Annotated in this window: 13 protein-coding genes; all 13 read left to right on the top strand. The window is 56.4% G+C overall.

The features are described 5' to 3' along the window. The 13 genes from ACODS3_RS07085 (at window position 1) to ACODS3_RS07025 (ending at window position 17,496) form a co-directional block, all read left to right on the top strand. The gene (locus tag ACODS3_RS07085) at window positions 1-1,518 is read left to right on the top strand and encodes a sigma-54 interaction domain-containing protein (RefSeq protein ID WP_201017093.1); all 1,518 of its coding nucleotides are present in this window, start codon (window positions 1-3) and stop codon (window positions 1,516-1,518) included. Window positions 1,519-1,605: 87 nt separating this feature from the next. After that, window positions 1,606-1,746, top strand: coding sequence for a hypothetical protein (locus ACODS3_RS07080; protein WP_025260177.1), 141 nt, complete (start codon window positions 1,606-1,608; stop codon window positions 1,744-1,746). A 17-nt stretch (window positions 1,747-1,763) separates the two neighbouring features. Next, complete coding sequence (gene tagH, locus ACODS3_RS07075) at window positions 1,764-2,960, top strand: type VI secretion system-associated FHA domain protein TagH (protein WP_201000630.1); 1,197 nt, start codon at window positions 1,764-1,766, stop codon at window positions 2,958-2,960. 5 nt (window positions 2,961-2,965) lie between these two features. After that, on the top strand, window positions 2,966-3,466 hold the full coding sequence (gene tssJ, locus ACODS3_RS07070; RefSeq protein WP_201017094.1) for a type VI secretion system lipoprotein TssJ: 501 nt from the start codon (window positions 2,966-2,968) through the stop codon (window positions 3,464-3,466). Between the two features lie 2 nt (window positions 3,467-3,468). Next, window positions 3,469-4,800, top strand: a complete 1,332-nt coding sequence (tssK, locus tag ACODS3_RS07065; RefSeq protein ID WP_201000632.1) for a type VI secretion system baseplate subunit TssK — start codon at window positions 3,469-3,471, stop codon at window positions 4,798-4,800. Window positions 4,801-4,805: 5 nt separating this feature from the next. Beyond that, a complete protein-coding gene (icmH, locus tag ACODS3_RS07060) occupies window positions 4,806-5,681 on the top strand; it encodes a type IVB secretion system protein IcmH/DotU (RefSeq protein WP_201000633.1) in 876 nt (291 codons plus the stop codon). A 13-nt stretch (window positions 5,682-5,694) separates the two neighbouring features. Next, complete coding sequence (tssM, locus tag ACODS3_RS07055) at window positions 5,695-9,222, top strand: type VI secretion system membrane subunit TssM (protein WP_489033880.1); 3,528 nt, start codon at window positions 5,695-5,697, stop codon at window positions 9,220-9,222. Then, window positions 9,222-9,950, top strand: coding sequence for a PP2C family protein-serine/threonine phosphatase (locus ACODS3_RS07050; protein ID WP_201017096.1), 729 nt, complete (start codon window positions 9,222-9,224; stop codon window positions 9,948-9,950). The genes tssM and ACODS3_RS07050 overlap by 1 nt, the downstream gene beginning before the upstream one ends. Further along, on the top strand, window positions 9,947-10,954 hold the full coding sequence (locus ACODS3_RS07045; RefSeq protein ID WP_201017097.1) for a serine/threonine-protein kinase: 1,008 nt from the start codon (window positions 9,947-9,949) through the stop codon (window positions 10,952-10,954). Before ACODS3_RS07050 ends, ACODS3_RS07045 begins: the two co-directional genes overlap by 4 nt. A 21-nt stretch (window positions 10,955-10,975) precedes the next feature. Further along, window positions 10,976-13,012 carry a type VI secretion system Vgr family protein gene (locus tag ACODS3_RS07040; protein ID WP_489033879.1) on the top strand — a complete coding sequence of 679 codons (2,037 nt, stop codon included), beginning with the start codon at window positions 10,976-10,978 and terminating at the stop codon, window positions 13,010-13,012. A gap of 5 nt (window positions 13,013-13,017) precedes the next feature. After that, window positions 13,018-14,037, top strand: a complete 1,020-nt coding sequence (locus ACODS3_RS07035; RefSeq protein WP_489033878.1) for a tetratricopeptide repeat protein — start codon at window positions 13,018-13,020, stop codon at window positions 14,035-14,037. Between the two features lie 15 nt (window positions 14,038-14,052). After that, a complete protein-coding gene (locus tag ACODS3_RS07030) occupies window positions 14,053-17,082 on the top strand; it encodes an EF-hand domain-containing protein (RefSeq protein WP_489033877.1) in 3,030 nt (1,009 codons plus the stop codon). Then, on the top strand, window positions 17,083-17,496 hold the full coding sequence (locus tag ACODS3_RS07025; protein WP_489033876.1) for a hypothetical protein: 414 nt from the start codon (window positions 17,083-17,085) through the stop codon (window positions 17,494-17,496). The last annotated feature ends 58 nt before the right edge of the window (window positions 17,497-17,554 follow it).

Here is a 17,554-nt window from a genome sequence, read left to right as displayed (position 1 = left end):
ATGTTCACTCAGGTGCCACAGCCGCTGGCCTATGCCGAAGCCTTGCTCGCGCAGTTCTCTGAACTGTCGCGGGCGGCCAACGGTGCCGATCTGCTGAGTGGTTTTGTGCGTGGGCTGGCCGAGCTAAGCGGGTGCGAGCTGACTCAGGTCTACCTGATGGATGCCACCCACACCTGCCTGGGCATGAATGCCGAATGCCTTGACGGCATCCTGCAACCCCGGGAGGCAGCGAGCTTGCCGGTGGATTACAACGGCGAACAGCTGTTGCAGTTCGCCCTGTGCCAGAACCGCGTGATATTTCTCAGTGAACTGAGCGGTAGCCTGCACGAAACCAGTTTCCTGCCGGCACAGGCCACCCCATGGCAGTCGCTGCTCTGTGTGCCGATGGTCAATCATCAAAAAGCCGTTGAAGGCGTGTTGTTATGCGCGAGCCGCCAGCATGTCGACCTGCAAGGCTTTGCTGATTCCCTCGGACAGCTTGGCTCGTTCGTGCTTGGCCAACTGCATCTGCTGCAACGTCTGCGTCAACCCGCCGATGAGCTACCCACTGCATTGGCCCGTGTGCCCAATGCCAGCGATTACGGTTTGATCGGGAAGAGCGCCAGCATGCGCCGTACCTATTCGATGATCAGTAAAGTCCTGCACAGCCCGTACACAGTGCTGTTGCGCGGCGAGACCGGCACCGGCAAGGAAGTGGTCGCACGGGCAATTCACGACTTCGGGCCACGTCGCTCAAAGGCATTCATCGTGCAGAACTGTGCAGCGTTCCCGGAAAACCTGCTTGAAAGCGAGCTGTTCGGTTATCGCAAGGGTGCATTCACCGGTGCTGACGTTGACCGTGAGGGTCTTTTCGACGCAGCCAATGGTGGCACTCTGTTGCTCGACGAAATCGGCGACATGCCACTGGCTCTGCAAGCCAAGCTGCTGCGCGTGTTGCAGGAAGGCGAGATCCGCCCGCTGGGTTCCAACGATACTCACAAGATCGACGTGCGCATCATCGCCGCCACGCACCGAGACTTGTCGGTGATGGTCAATGAAGGCACGTTCCGCGAGGACTTGTACTACCGTCTCGCGCAATTCCCCATTGAGTTGCCGGCCCTGCGTCATCGCGAAGGCGACATTCTCGACCTGGCCCGGCACTTTGCCGACAAGACCTGTGCGTTCCTGCAACGTGACCCGTTGCGCTGGTCGGATTCGGCCCTGACTCACCTGTCCAGTTATGCGTTTCCGGGCAACGTGCGGGAACTCAAAGGTCTGGTCGAGCGTGCCGTTTTGCTGTGTGAAGGCGGCGAGTTGCTGGCCGAGCATTTTTCCCTTCGTGCAGAAACCGTTCCCATGGACAGCAGTCTGAATCTGCGTGAACGGCTGGAGCAGGTGGAACGCTGTCTGCTCCTCGATTGCCTGCGCAAGAACGACGGCAACCAGACCCTTTCCGCTCGTGAGCTCGGCCTGCCGAGACGCACGCTGCTTTACCGCCTTGAACGCCTGAATATCAATCTGGGTGAATTCAATGGGTAGGCAAAAAGATTCGCTTTTCCCTTGTCCGCTTCTAACAGCGCCACCCGAAAGGTTCGGCGCTTTGTGCTTACTTCTGGAGACCCTCTGATGTCTGTTCGTCACTGGCAAGCCTTCCTGCTGACACTTGTCGTTCTATGTGGCCTTGGCGGCTGCAGCGGCAATTACAAATTCAATGACAACACCTATCGCCCATTGGGTGATCCGCAGGCGGTCAACCGCGGCAAGTGACCGCAAGGAGCATCATCATGGAACTGGTTTTCGAAATGCTTAACACCAAGCAGTTCGTACCCACGGAGTTGTGCCAGAAGACCTTCAAGCAGGCTGGTGGCGTGATTGGTCGGGGAGAGGACTGCGACTGGATCATCCCGGACCGCAAGCGGCACCTGTCCAACCACCACGCGCTGATCAGCTACCGTGAAGGCACGTTTTTCCTGACCGATACCAGCAGCAACGGTATCCAGGACAGCGCCAACGGTGCGCGCCTGCGCAAAGGTGAGGCCGTACGTATCGAACACGGCAGCGTGTATGTCCTGGGTGACTTCGAGATTCGTGCACGTCTGGTTCGCGACCCGGCGACTTTCGACGTGGAAGTCGGTCGGCCACAGGCAGCCGGCAGCATCATTCCTGACGATGCGTTCCTCGACCTGGACCCGCTCAACGCCCTTGATCAGCAGGAGCGTGTCTATTCGGAAATCGAGGAACTGATTTCTCCGAACACAAGCATCGATGACGGCCGCCAGCGCGCCGACTATGCCCGCATCGACATGGAAAGCCTGTTGGTACCGGAGCTGATCGAGGTCGCGAAAAAGCCTGAACCTGCGCCAGCACCAATACCGGTCGAGCGTCAGCCCGACAGTTTCTGGGACAAGTTTTCTGCTGCTCTGGGCGTGGACCTGAACGGTCTCGACCATGATGCCAAAGAAGCACTGGCGTTGAACGCCGCCCGCTTGCTCAAGCAAAGCGTCGGCGGTCTGCAACAGAGCCTGCGCACGCGCAGCGAGCTGAAAAACGAATTGCGCCTTGCACAGACCACGGTGCAAGGCACCCAGAAGAACCCGTTGAAGTTTGCCGTCGACACCAGCGAAGCACTGGGCATTCTGTTGCAACCGAACAAGCCCGGGCAGCTACCGGCCGAGCAGGCGATATCCCGTGCGTTCCGCGACCTGCAGGCACATCAGGTTGCGTTGCTGACGGCCAGCCGTGCCGCCGTTCGCGGCACTCTGGAACACTTCTCGCCGCAACAGCTCACCCTGCGTTTCGAGCGCGATAACAAACCGCTGCTCGCTACCTCCGGCAGTCGCTGGAGAGCTTACGGGCGTTATCACCAGGCCTTGCGTCAGGATGATGACTGGAGCGAGCGTTTGTTGGCCCGTGACTTCGCCCAGGCTTACGAAGAACAGATTCGCCTGATTTCCACCCTCCACACCGACCACCAAGGATGATGCGCATGTTTCGCAGTACGACTGCTTTCTCTAAAACGCTGGCTGCGCTGACCGCCTTGGTGCTGCTGGCCGGCTGCTCAACGCTCTCGCCGTATTCGCATATCACCAAGCTCAACCTGAAGCTGACGGCCAGCGATCAGTTGAACCCGGACCTCAACGGTCGCCCGTCACCGATCGTGGTGCGCCTGTTTGAGCTCAAGCACCCGGTCGCATTCGAGAACGCAGACTTCTTCAGCCTGTACGAGCGGGCCAAGGAATCCTTGGCTCCGGACATGGTAGCAAGCGAGGAACTGGAGCTGCGCCCGGGCGAGACCGTCGAGCTCAAGCTCAGCGTGGGAGAGGGTAGCCGCTACGTCGGTGTTCTCGCCGCCTATCGTGACCTGCCGGAAACCAGATGGCGCTACACGCTGCAAGTGACCCCGCTGGCCCTCACCAACGCCGAACTGACTCTCGATCAGAACGGCATTCGCAGCCCCAATGAATCCCTCGCCAAGGCAGTTGACTGACCATGAACTCTCATAAAGTCATTTGGCAGGAAGGCATGCTGCTGCGTCCGCAGCACTTCCAGCACAACGATCGTTACTACGATCATCAGATGAAGACCCGGACCCAGTTGCTGGGTAGTTACACCTGGGGCTTTCTCAACCTGGATATCGACTTGCAGTTCCTGAACATGGGTAAGCTGGTAGTTAGCCAGGCCTCTGGTGTTCTGCCGGACGGCAGCCTGTTCGAGCTGGGCGGCAACACTGAACCGCTGGCTCTCGACGTGCCGCCCAATACCGGTAACACGCCGATCTATCTGGCGCTGCCGCTGGTTACCGGCAACCACATCGAGGCGCGCCGTCCGGAGCAGTCCGACGTTCTGGCGCGCTATACCGCGTACGATGCGGAAGTGGCCGACTCCAATGCCGGAGACGACTCCTCAAGCCAGGTCAGTTGTGGTCGTCCCGACTTCAAACTGTTGCTCGGCGAGCAGCAGAGCGATCAGGCGTACGTGAAGCTGAAGATCTGCGAAGTGCTCGACACCACGCCGGACGGCGTCATCAGCCTCGACCCGGACTTTGTACCGACCTACATCCAGGCGCACGCTTCCAGCTACTTGCTGTCGTGCCTCAAGGAAGTCATCAGCATGCTCAGCCACCGGGGCGACACCATCGCCGACCGGATCCGTTCAAACGGCAAGGTGGGCGGTGCTGAAGTCGGCGATTTCATGATGCTGCAACTGATCAACCGCACCGAACTGCTGCTGCGTCATTACCTCGGCCTGGAGCAGGTACACCCGGAAGAACTGTACCGCACGCTGCTGACCATGCTCGGCGATCTGGCGACTTTTTCCAGCGACAGCAAACGCCCGCGTCTGGACAGCCGTTATCAGCACAGCGATCAGGGCGCGAGCTTCCGCAAACTGATGGAAGCGATCCGTCAGGTGTTGTCGATGGTGCTGGAACAGCACGCCATCGAGTTGATCCTGCAAGCGCGTCAGTACGGCATCATCGTATCCCCGCTGCACGACCACACATTGCTGGGATCGGCCTCGTTCGTACTGGCAGCCAGTGCCAACTGCGACTCCGAAGAGCTGCGTCACCGCTTGCCGGCACACCTCAAGGTCGGCCCGGTGGAGCGTATCCGCCAACTGGTCAACCTGCACCTGCCAGGCATCAAGGTCAAACCCTTGCCGGTGGCCCCGCGGCAGATCGCGTTCCACTCCAACAAAACCTATTTCATCCTTGAACTCAGTTCTGAAGACCTGGCGCAACTTGAACGCTCCGGCGGCTTTGCGTTCCACGTATCCGGCGAATTCGCCGAGCTTGAACTGAAATTCTGGGCCATAAGGAACTGATCGACATGATCAAGGACACGGAATACAACCAGGACGACAAGACCGTCCTGCTCGACCGTCAGGGCCAGGGCCCTGCATCGAGCCCGCTGACTGACTTCGCTGCGCCGCCACGTTTTGAACAACTGGAAGAGCGCATGATCTATGCCGCACGCCTGCGCCCGGCCGAAGCATTCAATATCAGCCTCAACTCACTGGTGGCGGCGGGTTCCGAGCTGCTGTCCGAAGTGGTGCGGCTCAAGCACAGCGATACACGTGAAGACCTGTATGCGCTCAACGAGCGACTGACTGCCGGTCTGAAATTGTTTGAAGTGCGCGCTCTGCACAACGGCGCCGAAAGCAGCCAGGTGATGGCGGCCCGTTACGTGCTGTGTACCGTGGTAGACGAAGCGGTTGTGACCACGCCCTGGGGCAACGAAAGCGAATGGTCGCAGATGAGCCTGCTCAGCAGCTTCCACAACGAGACCTTCGGTGGCGAGAAGTTTTTCCAGTTGCTGGATCGACTCTCGAAAAACCCGGTCAAGCACCTGCCGATGCTGGAGTTGATGTACCTGTGCCTGTCCCTGGGTTTTGAGGGCAAGTACCGGGTGCAAGCACGCGGCATGCTCGAACTCGAAGGCATCCGCGACGCTTTGTATCGCCAGATCCGTCAATTGCGCGGTGACGTGCCACGTGAACTGTCGCCCCACTGGGAAGGCCTGAACGATCAGCGCCGCAGCCTGGTGCGTATCGTGCCGGTGTGGATGGTGGTGCTGTTTACTTTCGTCTGTCTGGTCGTGATGTATTCCGGCTTCGCCTGGGTATTGAGCGAACAACGCGACACCGTTCTGCAACCTTATCAGCCGTTTGAACAGACCGCGGTCCAACCGCAGTCGCAGCCGTAATCAGGGACGTGTGATGAAGAATTTTTTCAAGAAGGTCGGCGCATTCCTGCGCAAGACATGGGTCTGGACGCTGCTGCTGGTGCTGTTTGTTGCATTATTGGTGTGGTTCGTCGGGCCATTGCTGGCCGTGAATGACTACAAGTTCTGGGAAGGCTCGACTTCTCGCTTGCTGACCATCAGTGTGCTGTTCCTGATCTGGGGCCTGACCATGGTCTTCGTCAGCTGGCGCGCCGGTATTCGCAAGAAAGCCGTGGAGGAAAGCGAAGACGGCCAGGACCGTCTCCGCCGTGAAGAACAGATCGACGAAGAACAGAAAGAACTGAAGGCGCGCTTCAAGGACGCATTGAAAACACTGAAGACTTCGAGCCTGTATCGCGGCCGCAGCGAACGCTGGCGCAGTGATCTGCCGTGGTACCTGCTGATTGGTCCACAGAGCAGTGGCAAAACCAGCCTGTTGGACTTTTCAGGCCTTGAGTTTCCGATCAACAAGATCGAACGCAAACTGACCCGCGACACCCTTGGCACCCGTCACTGCGACTGGTACTTCGCCGATCATGGCGTGCTGATCGACACCGCTGGCCGTTACCTGACCCAGCCAGACGTCGAGGTCGATGGCAGTGCCTGGAGCACATTGCTGGACCTGCTGCGCAAACGTCGCCGTAATCGTCCGCTCAATGGTGTGCTGGTGACCATTCCGGTGGAAACCCTGCTTCAGGGCAGCGAACAGCAGCTCGAAACCCTGGCCCGCCAGGTGCGTGCGCGCCTGCAGGACGTGCATCAGAAACTGCATGTCGACGTGCCGGTTTATCTGGTCTTGAGCAAGGCGGACAGCCTGCTGGGCTTTGACGAGTTCTTTGACCAGCTGACCCGCGAAGAAAGCGATCAGGTACTCGGCACCAGCTTCCGCAAAGACCAGATCGGCACCGATGTGGCTGTGCTGCGTAACGAGTTTGAAGAGCTGCTGCGTCGCCTCAACAGTCAGGTGATCATGCGCATGCACCAGGAGCGTGATACCCAGCGCCGTGGCCGCATCCTCGACTTCCCGCATCAACTGGGGCAGATCGGCGAGCGCCTGTGCCTGTTCGTTGACATGGCATTCACTGGCAACCGCTACCAGCGTGCCAGCCAGTTGCGCGGTTTTTACCTGACCAGCGCGCCGCACCTGACTACGGAAATGGACGCTACCACAGCGGGTATCGGAGCCAACCTTGGCCTGAACGCCGGCATACTGCCGACCCTGCGCAGTGGTCGTTCGCGCTTCATTCACCACTTGCTCAGCCGGGTGATTTTCCCTGAAGCCGATCTTGCGGGGCTGGACAAGCGTGAACGCAGTCGCATTCATTGGGGCCAGCGTGCGCTTTACGTGGGCGCTCTGGCAGCACTGGCACTCTTCGGTGTGCTTTGGGCTGGCGGTTTCTCTGCCAACTACGAGCGTCTGGAAAACCTGCGCAATCTGGCGCAGACCTGGACTCAACAGCGTTCGGCTCTGACGACCCGCGATGACTCCATGGCGGCGCTCAAGAGCCTCGATACCAGCTACGCGGCGACGCAGGTATTCCCGCAAAAAGGCGACGTGGGTTACCACGAGCGTGTTGGCCTGTATCAGGGTGAAGAGGTCAATCCGGTCGTCAAGGCGGCTTACGAGCGTCAGCTTGAGGAACAACTGCTGCCACGGGTTGCAACCCTGCTGGAAGGGCAGGTTCGTGCCAATACCAAGGACCGTGATCGCCTGCTCAACAGCCTGCGTGCGTACCTGATGCTGAACATGAAGGATCGCCGCGACGAACAGTGGCTCAAGGATTGGGTCGCAGCCGAATGGTCCCAGCGTTACAGCGGTAACACCGCAGTGCAGAACGGTCTGAACAGCCACTTCGAGCGCTTGCTCAAGCAGCCGTTCATCTATCCGCTTAACGACCAACTGGTTGCTCAGGCGCGTCAGATCCTGCGCAGCGAGTCTCTGGCCAACGTGGTCTACCGGATGCTGCGCGAGCAGGCCCGCAACTTGCCGGAATACCGTCTGGACCAGCACCTCGGCCCACAGGGCTCGCTGTTTGTTGGCACCGACTATGTGATCCCCGGGTTCTACACCCAGCAGGGCTACCAACAGTACTTCTCGGTGCAAGGCTCGATGCTGGTCACCGATATCCTGCGCGACAACTGGGTACTGGGTGAAGGCACAGGCCTGAGCAGCATGGACTTGCGCCGCCTGATGGTTGAACTGGAGCAATTGTATTTCCGCGACTACGCCAACTATTGGGGCGAAGCGGTCGGTCAGGTTCAGTTGCCGGCGATCAACGATTTTGGCGAGGGTGCCGAACAACTGGCAGGCCTGACTTCGGCCAACTCACCAATCCTCCAGATGCTGGTGGAAGTACGCGAAAACACCCGGTTCCCGGTGGTCGCGGAAACGGCGGAAGAAGCCACCGATGCAGCAGCACAACTGGCAGAAAAGGGTGGAAAACTCGGCCAGGTAGCGGCCGCAGCGGCCGGCAAGGCATCTGATGCCCTGGCGAAAAAGCTGCCGGACACTGCACGCAAATCCCTGCAAAGCCGCTTCGAGCCGCTGCACCGTTTGCTGGATGACAACAACGGCCCGACTGCTGACCTGACGCCAGCCCTGTCGGCGCTCAACGAACTGCAAATGCAGATGGCCAGTCTGGCGCGCTCCAGCTCGCCAGATCAGGCCGCATTTGAACTGGCCAAGACCCGCATGGGTGGTCAGCGCGATGCGCTGAGCAACCTGCGCACGGCATCCAACCGCCTGCCACGTCCGGTAGGCGTGTGGTTTAACGTGTTGGCTGAAGACACCTGGCGTCTGGTACTGCGTGATTCCTATCAGTACCTGAACCAGCGCTATCAGAATGAGCTGTACAGCTTCTACGGCAAAGCAATCAACCAGCGTTATCCGTTCAATGCCCATAGCGCCAGCGACGTGGCGATCAGTGACTTCCGTGAGTTCTTCAAGGCTCAGGGCATTGCCGATCGTTTCTTCGACAGCTACATGCGTCCGTTCGTCAGTGGTGATCCGGGTAACTACCGCATGCGCACTGTCGATGGCTACAGCCTGCCGGTCTCCAAGGTCTACCTCGACCAGATGGCCTCTGCACTGGTCATCCGTCAGAGCTTCTTCGCTGACAACCCGGCCGAGCCGCAAGTGCAGTTCAAGCTGGAGCCTTACACCCTGGACCCGGCAGTCAGCCGTTCCGAGTTCAAACTGGGTAACAAGACCATCGAATATCGCCACGGCCCGATCGTACCGGTAGCGTTCAAGTGGCCAACCGATGCTGAAGACGGTCGTACCAGTCTGGTACTCGACAGAATGGTCGGCCGCCCGCTGGGTATCGAGAAGAACACTGGCCCATGGTCGCTGTTCCGTCTGTTCGACCTGATGCAGACCGAATACCTGACCGGGCGCGATGTGTTGGTGCTCAAGGCTGACGTGGGTGGCCTGCGCGCCAACTACTTGCTGACCAGCCAGCGTACGCCGAACCCGTTCGACATGGGTGTACTGCGCACCTTCCGTATGCCGGTGCAGCTCTGATGCTGGTAGCCAGCCCATGGCGCAGTGCTGCGCGCACCGATGCCGGCAAGGTTCGGGCGCGCAACGAAGATGCTTTCCTGGACTCCCCACAGCATGGGCTGTGGGTGGTCGCGGACGGCATGGGCGGTCATCAGGGTGGCGATATAGCCAGCCAGTTGATCGTCGCCAGCCTGGCAGAATTGCCGGTGCAGAATGATTTCAACGAACGACTCAAGGGCATTCGCCAGTGCCTGCACTGGCTCAACCGCCGTTTGGGGCAAGAGTTGACTGTCACCGCCGGACACCACGACAGCATCATGGGCAGCACCGTGGTGGCGTTGCTGGTGGAAGGTAATCGTGCAGCCTGCATCTGGGCGGGCGATAGCCGCTGCTATCTGTGGCGCGGTCAACGTTTGTATCAGCTGTCCAGGGACCATTCACTGCAACAACAACTGATCGACGAGCAGAAAATGAGCGTTGAACAGGCCAGGGCCTATCCCGGCGCACATGCTTTGACCCGTGCGGTCGGGGCTGCCGAGCAGTTGACTCTGGATGTGCTGGAGCTTGAGGTATATCCCGGCGATACCTTTCTGCTTTGCAGCGATGGCTTGTATCAAGGGCTCAGCAGTGATGCACTCGGCAATGCCTTGAGCCTGACTGCGCCACAGATTGCGCTGGAGCGCCTGTTCGATGGTGCCCTGCGTGGTTCGGCACGGGACAACCTGACGGCCGTGGTAATCCGCCAATGACTGAACTCATGCGCCCGATCGATGACTTGCTGGTGAGCGAGGAGCAGGACAGCAATCTGACCTACTTTGCCTTCGCCCAGTCGCACAAGGCAGAAGCTGCGCCGGCGCCGACCCGTGCCAGCATCTCGGAGATGCCCGATCTGCTGGCAGGTCGTTACCGTATCGAGCGTTTGCTCGGTGCCGGTGGCATGGGCCTGGTCTACCGCGCACGGGATTTGCTGAGCGAGCAGTTCGGCGATCCCGATCCTTATATAGCGCTGAAAGTCCTCAGCGAAGAATTCGCCGAGTCGCCGGATGCCAGCGCCTTGCTTTACAGCGAGTACGCCCTGACCCGACGCTTGCGCCACGACAACGTACTGCGCCTGCATAACTTTGAAGTGGACACTGACTGTCAGCGGGCCTTCATCACCATGGAACTCATGCGTGGGCTGACCCTGGACAAATTACTCTGCGAGCGGCCTCTGGGCCTGCCGTGGAAAGAATTACGCGACATCACGCTGCCGCTGCTCGACGCATTGGCCTATTCCCATGCTCACGGCGTGCTGCATGGTGATATGAAACCGAGCAATGTCATGGTCAGCGAAGAGGGCGTACGCCTGTTCGACTTTGGCCTTGGCCAAGCAGAGGAGGGTATCCTTCCCGGCCTGCCGCACCTGAGTCGCGAGCGCTTTCATGCCTGGACCCCAGGCTACGCTGCCCCGGAATTACTCGAAGGCCAGCCACTGTCAGCCCGTGCCGATGTTTATGGTGTGGCCTGTGTGATCTTCGAGCTGGCGGGAGGCAAACACCCGTTTCGCCGTTTGCCCTCGACCCAGGCCCGTGACGAGCGTCTTGACCGGGGGCTGCAAGCACCAAAGAACCTGCCGAAACACTGCTGGCCAGCCTTGCGCTCAGCGCTGGCTTTCGATGTCGGAGATCGAACGATCACCGCCAGACAATTGCGTGACGCTTTCGCTGCCACCTCGTCCTGGAAGCAGCGCCTGATGCATTGGCGTAACGGATGACTACCGAACAGGGAGCAAACAATGTTCAACCCTTCTAACGAAACGCACTTCAGCCTGACCATCGAAGATTACGAAGGCGATCTGCAAGTGCTGTCGTTTACTGGTACCGAAGGCATCAGCCAGGCCTTTCGTTTCGACCTGGAACTTGTCAGCGAAAACCCTGATCTGGACCTGGAGAAACTCCTGCACAAGCAGGCATTCCTGGCGCTCGATCCGCAAGGCAGTGGCATCCATGGCCAGATCTACCGCGCAGCCCAGGGCGATGCAGGCAAGCGCTTGACTCGTTACACCGTTTCTCTGGTACCGCAACTGCAATACCTGCATCACCGCACCAATCAGCGTATCTACCAGCAAATGTCAGCGCCGAAAATCATCGCGCTGATCCTGGAAGAGCACGGCATCAAGGGCAACGCCTACAGTTTCCAGCTCAGCCAGCCATGCCCGGACCGCGAGTATTGCGTGCAGTACGACGAAACCGACCTGCACTTTATCCAGCGTCTGTGCGAAGAGGAGGGTATTCATTACCACTTCCAGCACAGCAAACAGGCTCATCTGCTGGTATTCGGTGACGACCAGACCGTATTCCCCAAGCTTGGCCAGCCTACCGCCTATGTTCAAGGCAGCGGCATGGTTGCTGACGAGCCGGTGATCAAGGGCTTCAAACTGCGTCTGGAAACCCGCACCAGTCGTGTTACCAGACGTGATTACGATTTCGAGAAACCCGGCTTTCAACTCGAAGCCGCCTACAAGCCCTCCGAAGAAAGCACCGAGCCGGATCTGGAAGACTACGACTACCCAGGTCGTTTCCTGGACCGCGCACGGGGTAAATTCCTCAGTCAGCGCGCACTGGAGCGTCATCGCACCGACTATCAGCAAGCCGAAGGCTGGGGCGACCAGACAACCCTCACCAGCGGTCACTTCCTGGAAATCTCCGATCACCCTCGTACCGAGTGGAATGACCTGTGGCTGCTGACTGAGATCTTCCACGAAGGCAAACAGCCGCAAGTGTTGGAAGAGTCGGTAACCAGCGACACCACCGACAACAAGGATGATTTCCACCAGGGCTACCGCAACCGCTTTCTCGCGACCCCGTGGGCCGTGTTCTATCGCCCGGCGCTGGAACACCCCAAACCCCGCGTCTTTGGCACCCAGACCGCCATTGTCACCGGCCCCAAAGGTGAGGAAATCCACTGCGACCAGTACGGTCGGGTGAAAGTGCAATTCCACTGGGATCGAGAAGGCCAGGCTGACGACAAAACCAGCTGCTGGCTGCGTGTTTCAAGTGCCTGGGCCGGTGACCGCTATGGTGCCATCTCCATACCGCGCATCGGTATGGAAGTCCTCGTCACCTTTTTGGAAGGTGACCCCGACCAACCGTTGGTGAGCGGCTGCCTGTATCACAAGGAAAATCAGGTTCCCTACGCGCTGCCTGCCAATAAAACCCGCACCGTCTTCAAGACTCTCAGCTCTCCGGGTGGGGGCGGATACAACGAGCTGCGCATCGAAGACAAGAAAGGCGCCGAACAGATCTACATCCATGCCCAGCGCAACTGGGATGAAAACATCGAGCATGACCAGAAAATTCGCGTCGGCAACGAACGCCACGACACTGTAGAGAAGAATACCTACACCGAACTCAAGGCCGAAGAACACCGCACCACCCTGAGCGACCGCAAGGTGGAAGCACGGATGGACGATCATCTGACCATCGGCCAGAACCAGCATGTGAAGCTCGGCACGGCGCAGTTGACCAGTGCAGGCAGAGAGATCCACCTCAAGGCTGGTGACAAGATAGTCATCGAGGCCGGCACGGAGCTGACCGCGCTGGGAGGAGGGAGCTTTATCAAGCTCGATGGCGGCGGCATCACGGTGGTTGGGCCAGTGGTGAAGATCAATGCCGGCGGCTCGGCAGGCTCGGGCACCGGGATCGGAATCAAGCCGCCTGTGCTGCCGGGGGCGGCGGATAAGGACAAGGCGGGGAGTCTGATGGATCAGGCATTGGTGAATGCGCCGCCTGAGAAGGTTAAGCCGAAAGCTTTTTTTGTGTTTTCTGAGTGACTGATATGAATCGTGCTTCAAAAAAGAAATGCTCATGGGCTTTAATGTTTTTTGCAACCTCAGGATTAAACCTGTTTCATGGCATCGCAAGTGCAAATGAATGTCCATCTGATGACTTCAGTACATTCCTCAATGCGTTTTCCAACGCTCCTGAAGTGCAGCAGAAGCTTACAGCCGGGTCGATAAAGGTCACGGCATTGAAGTCTGCCAAGGAATCGGACTCATTTGAGCCTCAAACCACTGAGGTTCCGAATTCACGTGTGGCGTTTCCGTTAATGAATCCGATTCCCTTGAGTCAAGTGGACGGTGTAGAGATTGAAAAGATTGACGACATGCATGTCAATGTTATCGATAAGCGTGCAGGCAATAGCAACATCAAAGTATTCAACTTCACTCACAAGGCATGCTGGGTGCTTGACGGTATGGAAGATTGGTCTATTCGTGAAAAAGATCTTTCTGCATCAGAAAAAGTGGGCATGAACCGTGCCGAGACCCACTGTTATCAACGTGCCAGATCTTACGCCAACCTCGCTGGCGGAGAGCAGTATCGATTAACAGCAGAACTCTTTGAAGCCGCACTGGAAAACTACACATGTGCGGCTGCTTCCGGGGACCCTCAGGCCAGCCTGGAGGCTGCCAGTTTGAGTCTCTCTGGGATGGCACCCCAGCTGGAGACTACAAAGGTTGAAGCACTGCTAAAAGCTGCGGCGACCACGATGGCTGATGGCGCCGCAGCTTTATCGACCTTTTATTGTTACGGTAACAGTACATCTGCCGATGGCGCATGCCAGCATCCTGATCTTGCCGAGAAAGAGCTGATACGAGCAGCCTCCATGGGGTCTGTCGACGCTACCAATTACTTGGGCTACGCCTTTGAACAAGGTGAGTTTTCCGCCAGGGATGTGTCCAGAGCAATGGCTTGTTATCGTTTGGCCGCTGATAAAGGGAATGAAACTGCTGCTGCTAACGCGCAGCGCCTGAAGGCGCAAGTCGCTGACATTCCTATGGACAGCAGCTGCTATTAATTACAGGGTGTAGAAATGACAGAACCACTTGACTTAAAAGGCAACTACACCGGCGGTGATTATGTTTATAAAATGGGCGGTGATGGCTCCACCGTCGTCAATGGGAAAAAGCAAATTGATTGCTCCCACATGGTCAATCTGCTACTGAAAGGCGCTGGCTACAACATTCCGTATGAAGATACGCGAGTGATGAACAACTCGACTTACTATACGACCGTGTTGCCGCAAGATGTAAAACGTGGCGACATTGTACTGTGGATCAATGCAACTGCTCATCAGACTGGTAGCAGCCCGCTCTTTCATACTGGCATTGTTGAAGACTTCAATTCTGCAACTAACGCTGGGCATTTTTTTGGCGCGCAGACGAGCAGCGGACCTGCCAAAACAGTATTCGGTCCGAAACCTCCCAGTTATTATTGGCCCGTTGCCACGAAATTCCTGAGGGCTAAGGAAGAGTTCAGGACAGGAACTACTCCAGCGCCTGCTGCTGCGCCGACTCCCACTCCTGCGCCTGCCGGGCCAGCGCCATTGATGAATTTCCACTACCCATTCCGTAAAGCAGACGGTAAGCAGTTCACCGATGCGGAAGAAATCTACAAGGTACTGGAAGGCGAAACATCAGGCCATTATCTGCTGGGTAGCAACAGGTTCTGGCACGGTGGCATTCATATTTCCGATAAAAGTGCACCACAGTGCGTGCTGAATGAACCGGTACGCTGCATGGCCGATGGTGAGGTCGTCGCTTACCGCTTGAACCAGGATTACCTGGAATCGACCTTCGGTGACAACGAGAAGAAGCTGAAGTATTCCAACTCTTTCTGCCTGGTGCGCCACGAATTCAAATCAGCGCCAAACCCCGAGGAAGGGCCGAATAAAGGCAAGCAGAACAAGCTGAACTTCTACAGTTTGTACATGCATCTGTTGCCTTACGCCCGCTACCCGCTAGCCCCGGAAGAAACACCAAAGCCAGTCGTTACGATGAACGTTGGTGATTACAAGGCCTATGACAAGGCTCGCTGGGCAGAGGGTGCCCAGTCTTATGGCTTGATCAAGAAAGGGACAAGGCTGGAGATTATTGATCAGGCCAGCGAAGGAGTGGAGGTCTACGCCAAGGGCAAGATTCTTGTCGGGTCGGTAAAAAGTGGCTCAAGTACGACACGTAACGTAGGCGATGAAATCTGGTTCGCCTACAAGAAGAACGATGCACCTTACAAAAACTCCGGTGGCGACAACATCTGGACGGCGGACAAGATCGTTGAGCGTCTGCGACCAAACTATTGGCAAGGTAAGGTAAAAGCGACTGCGGCCATCAAGCTTGATCTGTACAAGGATCCGGCGAATCCACAAAACGGCCAGCCAGCGGGAGACAAGTACAGCATCCAACTCAACGCCACCAGTATCGTAGAGTTCGAGAGCAAAGAGGTTCTGACTCTCAACGTGGGGGGCAAACTCCGCAGAATGGCGAAATGCACCTTGGTCAGTGGCGAAGTCGCTGGTGCAGGGACCATACCGCCAAGCTTTTGGATATGTGTGGAAAACGAGGCAGATTACAAAGTGGTCGAGTGGACATCCTTGACCCCTGGCAGTTTTGACTCGGTTGAGACGGCCAGTACAGGCATCAAGGCTGGTGATCCCATTGGCTATCTGGGGCTGACCGAAAACCTTACCGGTGAAGACGGTGGTGTAAGCAGCAAGCACCAGGTCCACGTCGAGATTTTCACCGCCGAGGCAGAGGTCAAGGAATTCCTCAAGAACGTCGCAGGCTTGAAAGCAGGCAAGCAGTATCTTTACCTGGCGAAAGACGCAAAGCTCAAGGTAAAAGCTTCTGCCACCGAGACGGCTCCGCTCAAGAAACAACATGCCATCGATCTGGCCAAGGCTCCCGTCATTAAGGAGAACAACGAAGACTGGTACGAAGTCAGCGTCGTTGATGACAACCAAACGCTTACCGGCCTGGTGAAAAAAACAGGCGCGCAACTGATCACCCAGCATGACTGGGAAAAGCTGGGCTTTCAGATTGTCGAAGAAGCCAATGCCACAGCCGACGGGTTTCTCGATCCCGATGATATGCCGCCATTCTTCAAGGATTTGTTCGCCAAAATTGATAAGAACAATGATAAAGAAGTCACTTCTGACGAACTGTCCGAAGCCTTGAAAAACAAGGAGACGAGAGATCAGTGGTCGAAGCTGATTGCTTATCATCCGACGGAGTGGAAGGACAAATCCGGCTCAGCGAAGTGGAGCAAACTGGATGCGCTGCTGGAGACATCACCGAAAACGCTTAAGCATGAGAAAGAGCGTATTGATAAGTATGTTTTTTGGGATGAGTTGTCTGGGAAGGCTGCGATAAATTCGGGGTTGGTTTGGCATTTTCATCCGGTTGGCTTCCTCGACAATGTGCTGGCTCTGAGTGATGACAATGATTTGAAATGGCTGAAAGTCGAAAGAGGGCAGCTAACTTTCGATGTAGAAGGTAATGACTTAGAGGATCCTGCAAATCCACTGCACATGTACTTCAGTCGTAAGGTTCACTGGCCAGGAGGTGCTTCTGGAATAACAATTGGTAGAGGATATGATTTAGGACAAAGACCGAGCCCTGAGAGTGACCTTGCTGCGGTGGGCATCAAAGAACCTCTACTTAGCTGGCTTATAGGCTCAAAAGGATTGAGCGGGGTTTCCGCCAGGAACTACTTAAATAATGCCAGTGATGAAATCAAAAAGACATTCATAACGAGGAAGCAGCAGTATGATTTGTTTATTCCTGTTTACGAGTTTATGAAAAAACGTGTTATTGAAATCTCAGGAAAAGAAGACACTGTTGAGGCTTATGGGGCGTTGACTTGGGAGTCTATAAATCCTAAAATTCAAGATATGGTTGTAGATTTAATTTATCGCGGAGATTACACGACCAGTTCACGAGCGCTTTTGCAGCGTTATTTTGTTGAAAATAATTATGCGTCTTTCAAAGCTGTAATGGTTAACTCGGGAAATTGGGCAAACGTTCCTGCTGATAGATTTAATAAGCGAGTTGGTTATCTGGAGTAAATGATGCTTAAAAATTTAAAATTTGTTGCTTTCTGCTCGTTGTTTGCTTTTTCAGGATTGTCATGGGGTGTCGACTATGGCAAGGCCTCTAAAATAGAGTCGGCTCGCCAGGGAGATATAGTTGTTAGATATATAAAAGAGTATGGATCACCTTGTCTAATCGTTCAGACATTAGATCCTGCTAAGAACTGGTCTATACTCGGCGATAAGAAGTTTTGTAGCTACGGCTCAAAATCGCTAATGACCGATGTGAGTTATGCCTCATTTGAAAAAATCACATTTTTGCCTGACGGAATTCACTTTAATTTGAATGTCACTCCACTTGCACTGAGCGAAGATGAGCTACATGTTTGCACTATTCCTATAAAAGGTGCGGAGATAAAGGATTTGGAGTGCCCAGATCTAAAAAAATAAGCAAGTTATTACATGTCAGGGGCTTGTGAGGTTTTTATGCTTTTGCGAGCCCTTGGTA

It is taken from the genome of Pseudomonas sp. FG43 (assembly GCF_057809175.1).
Note: the sequence above shows the minus strand (reverse complement) of the source record. Positions and strands in the feature narration are given on the sequence as shown.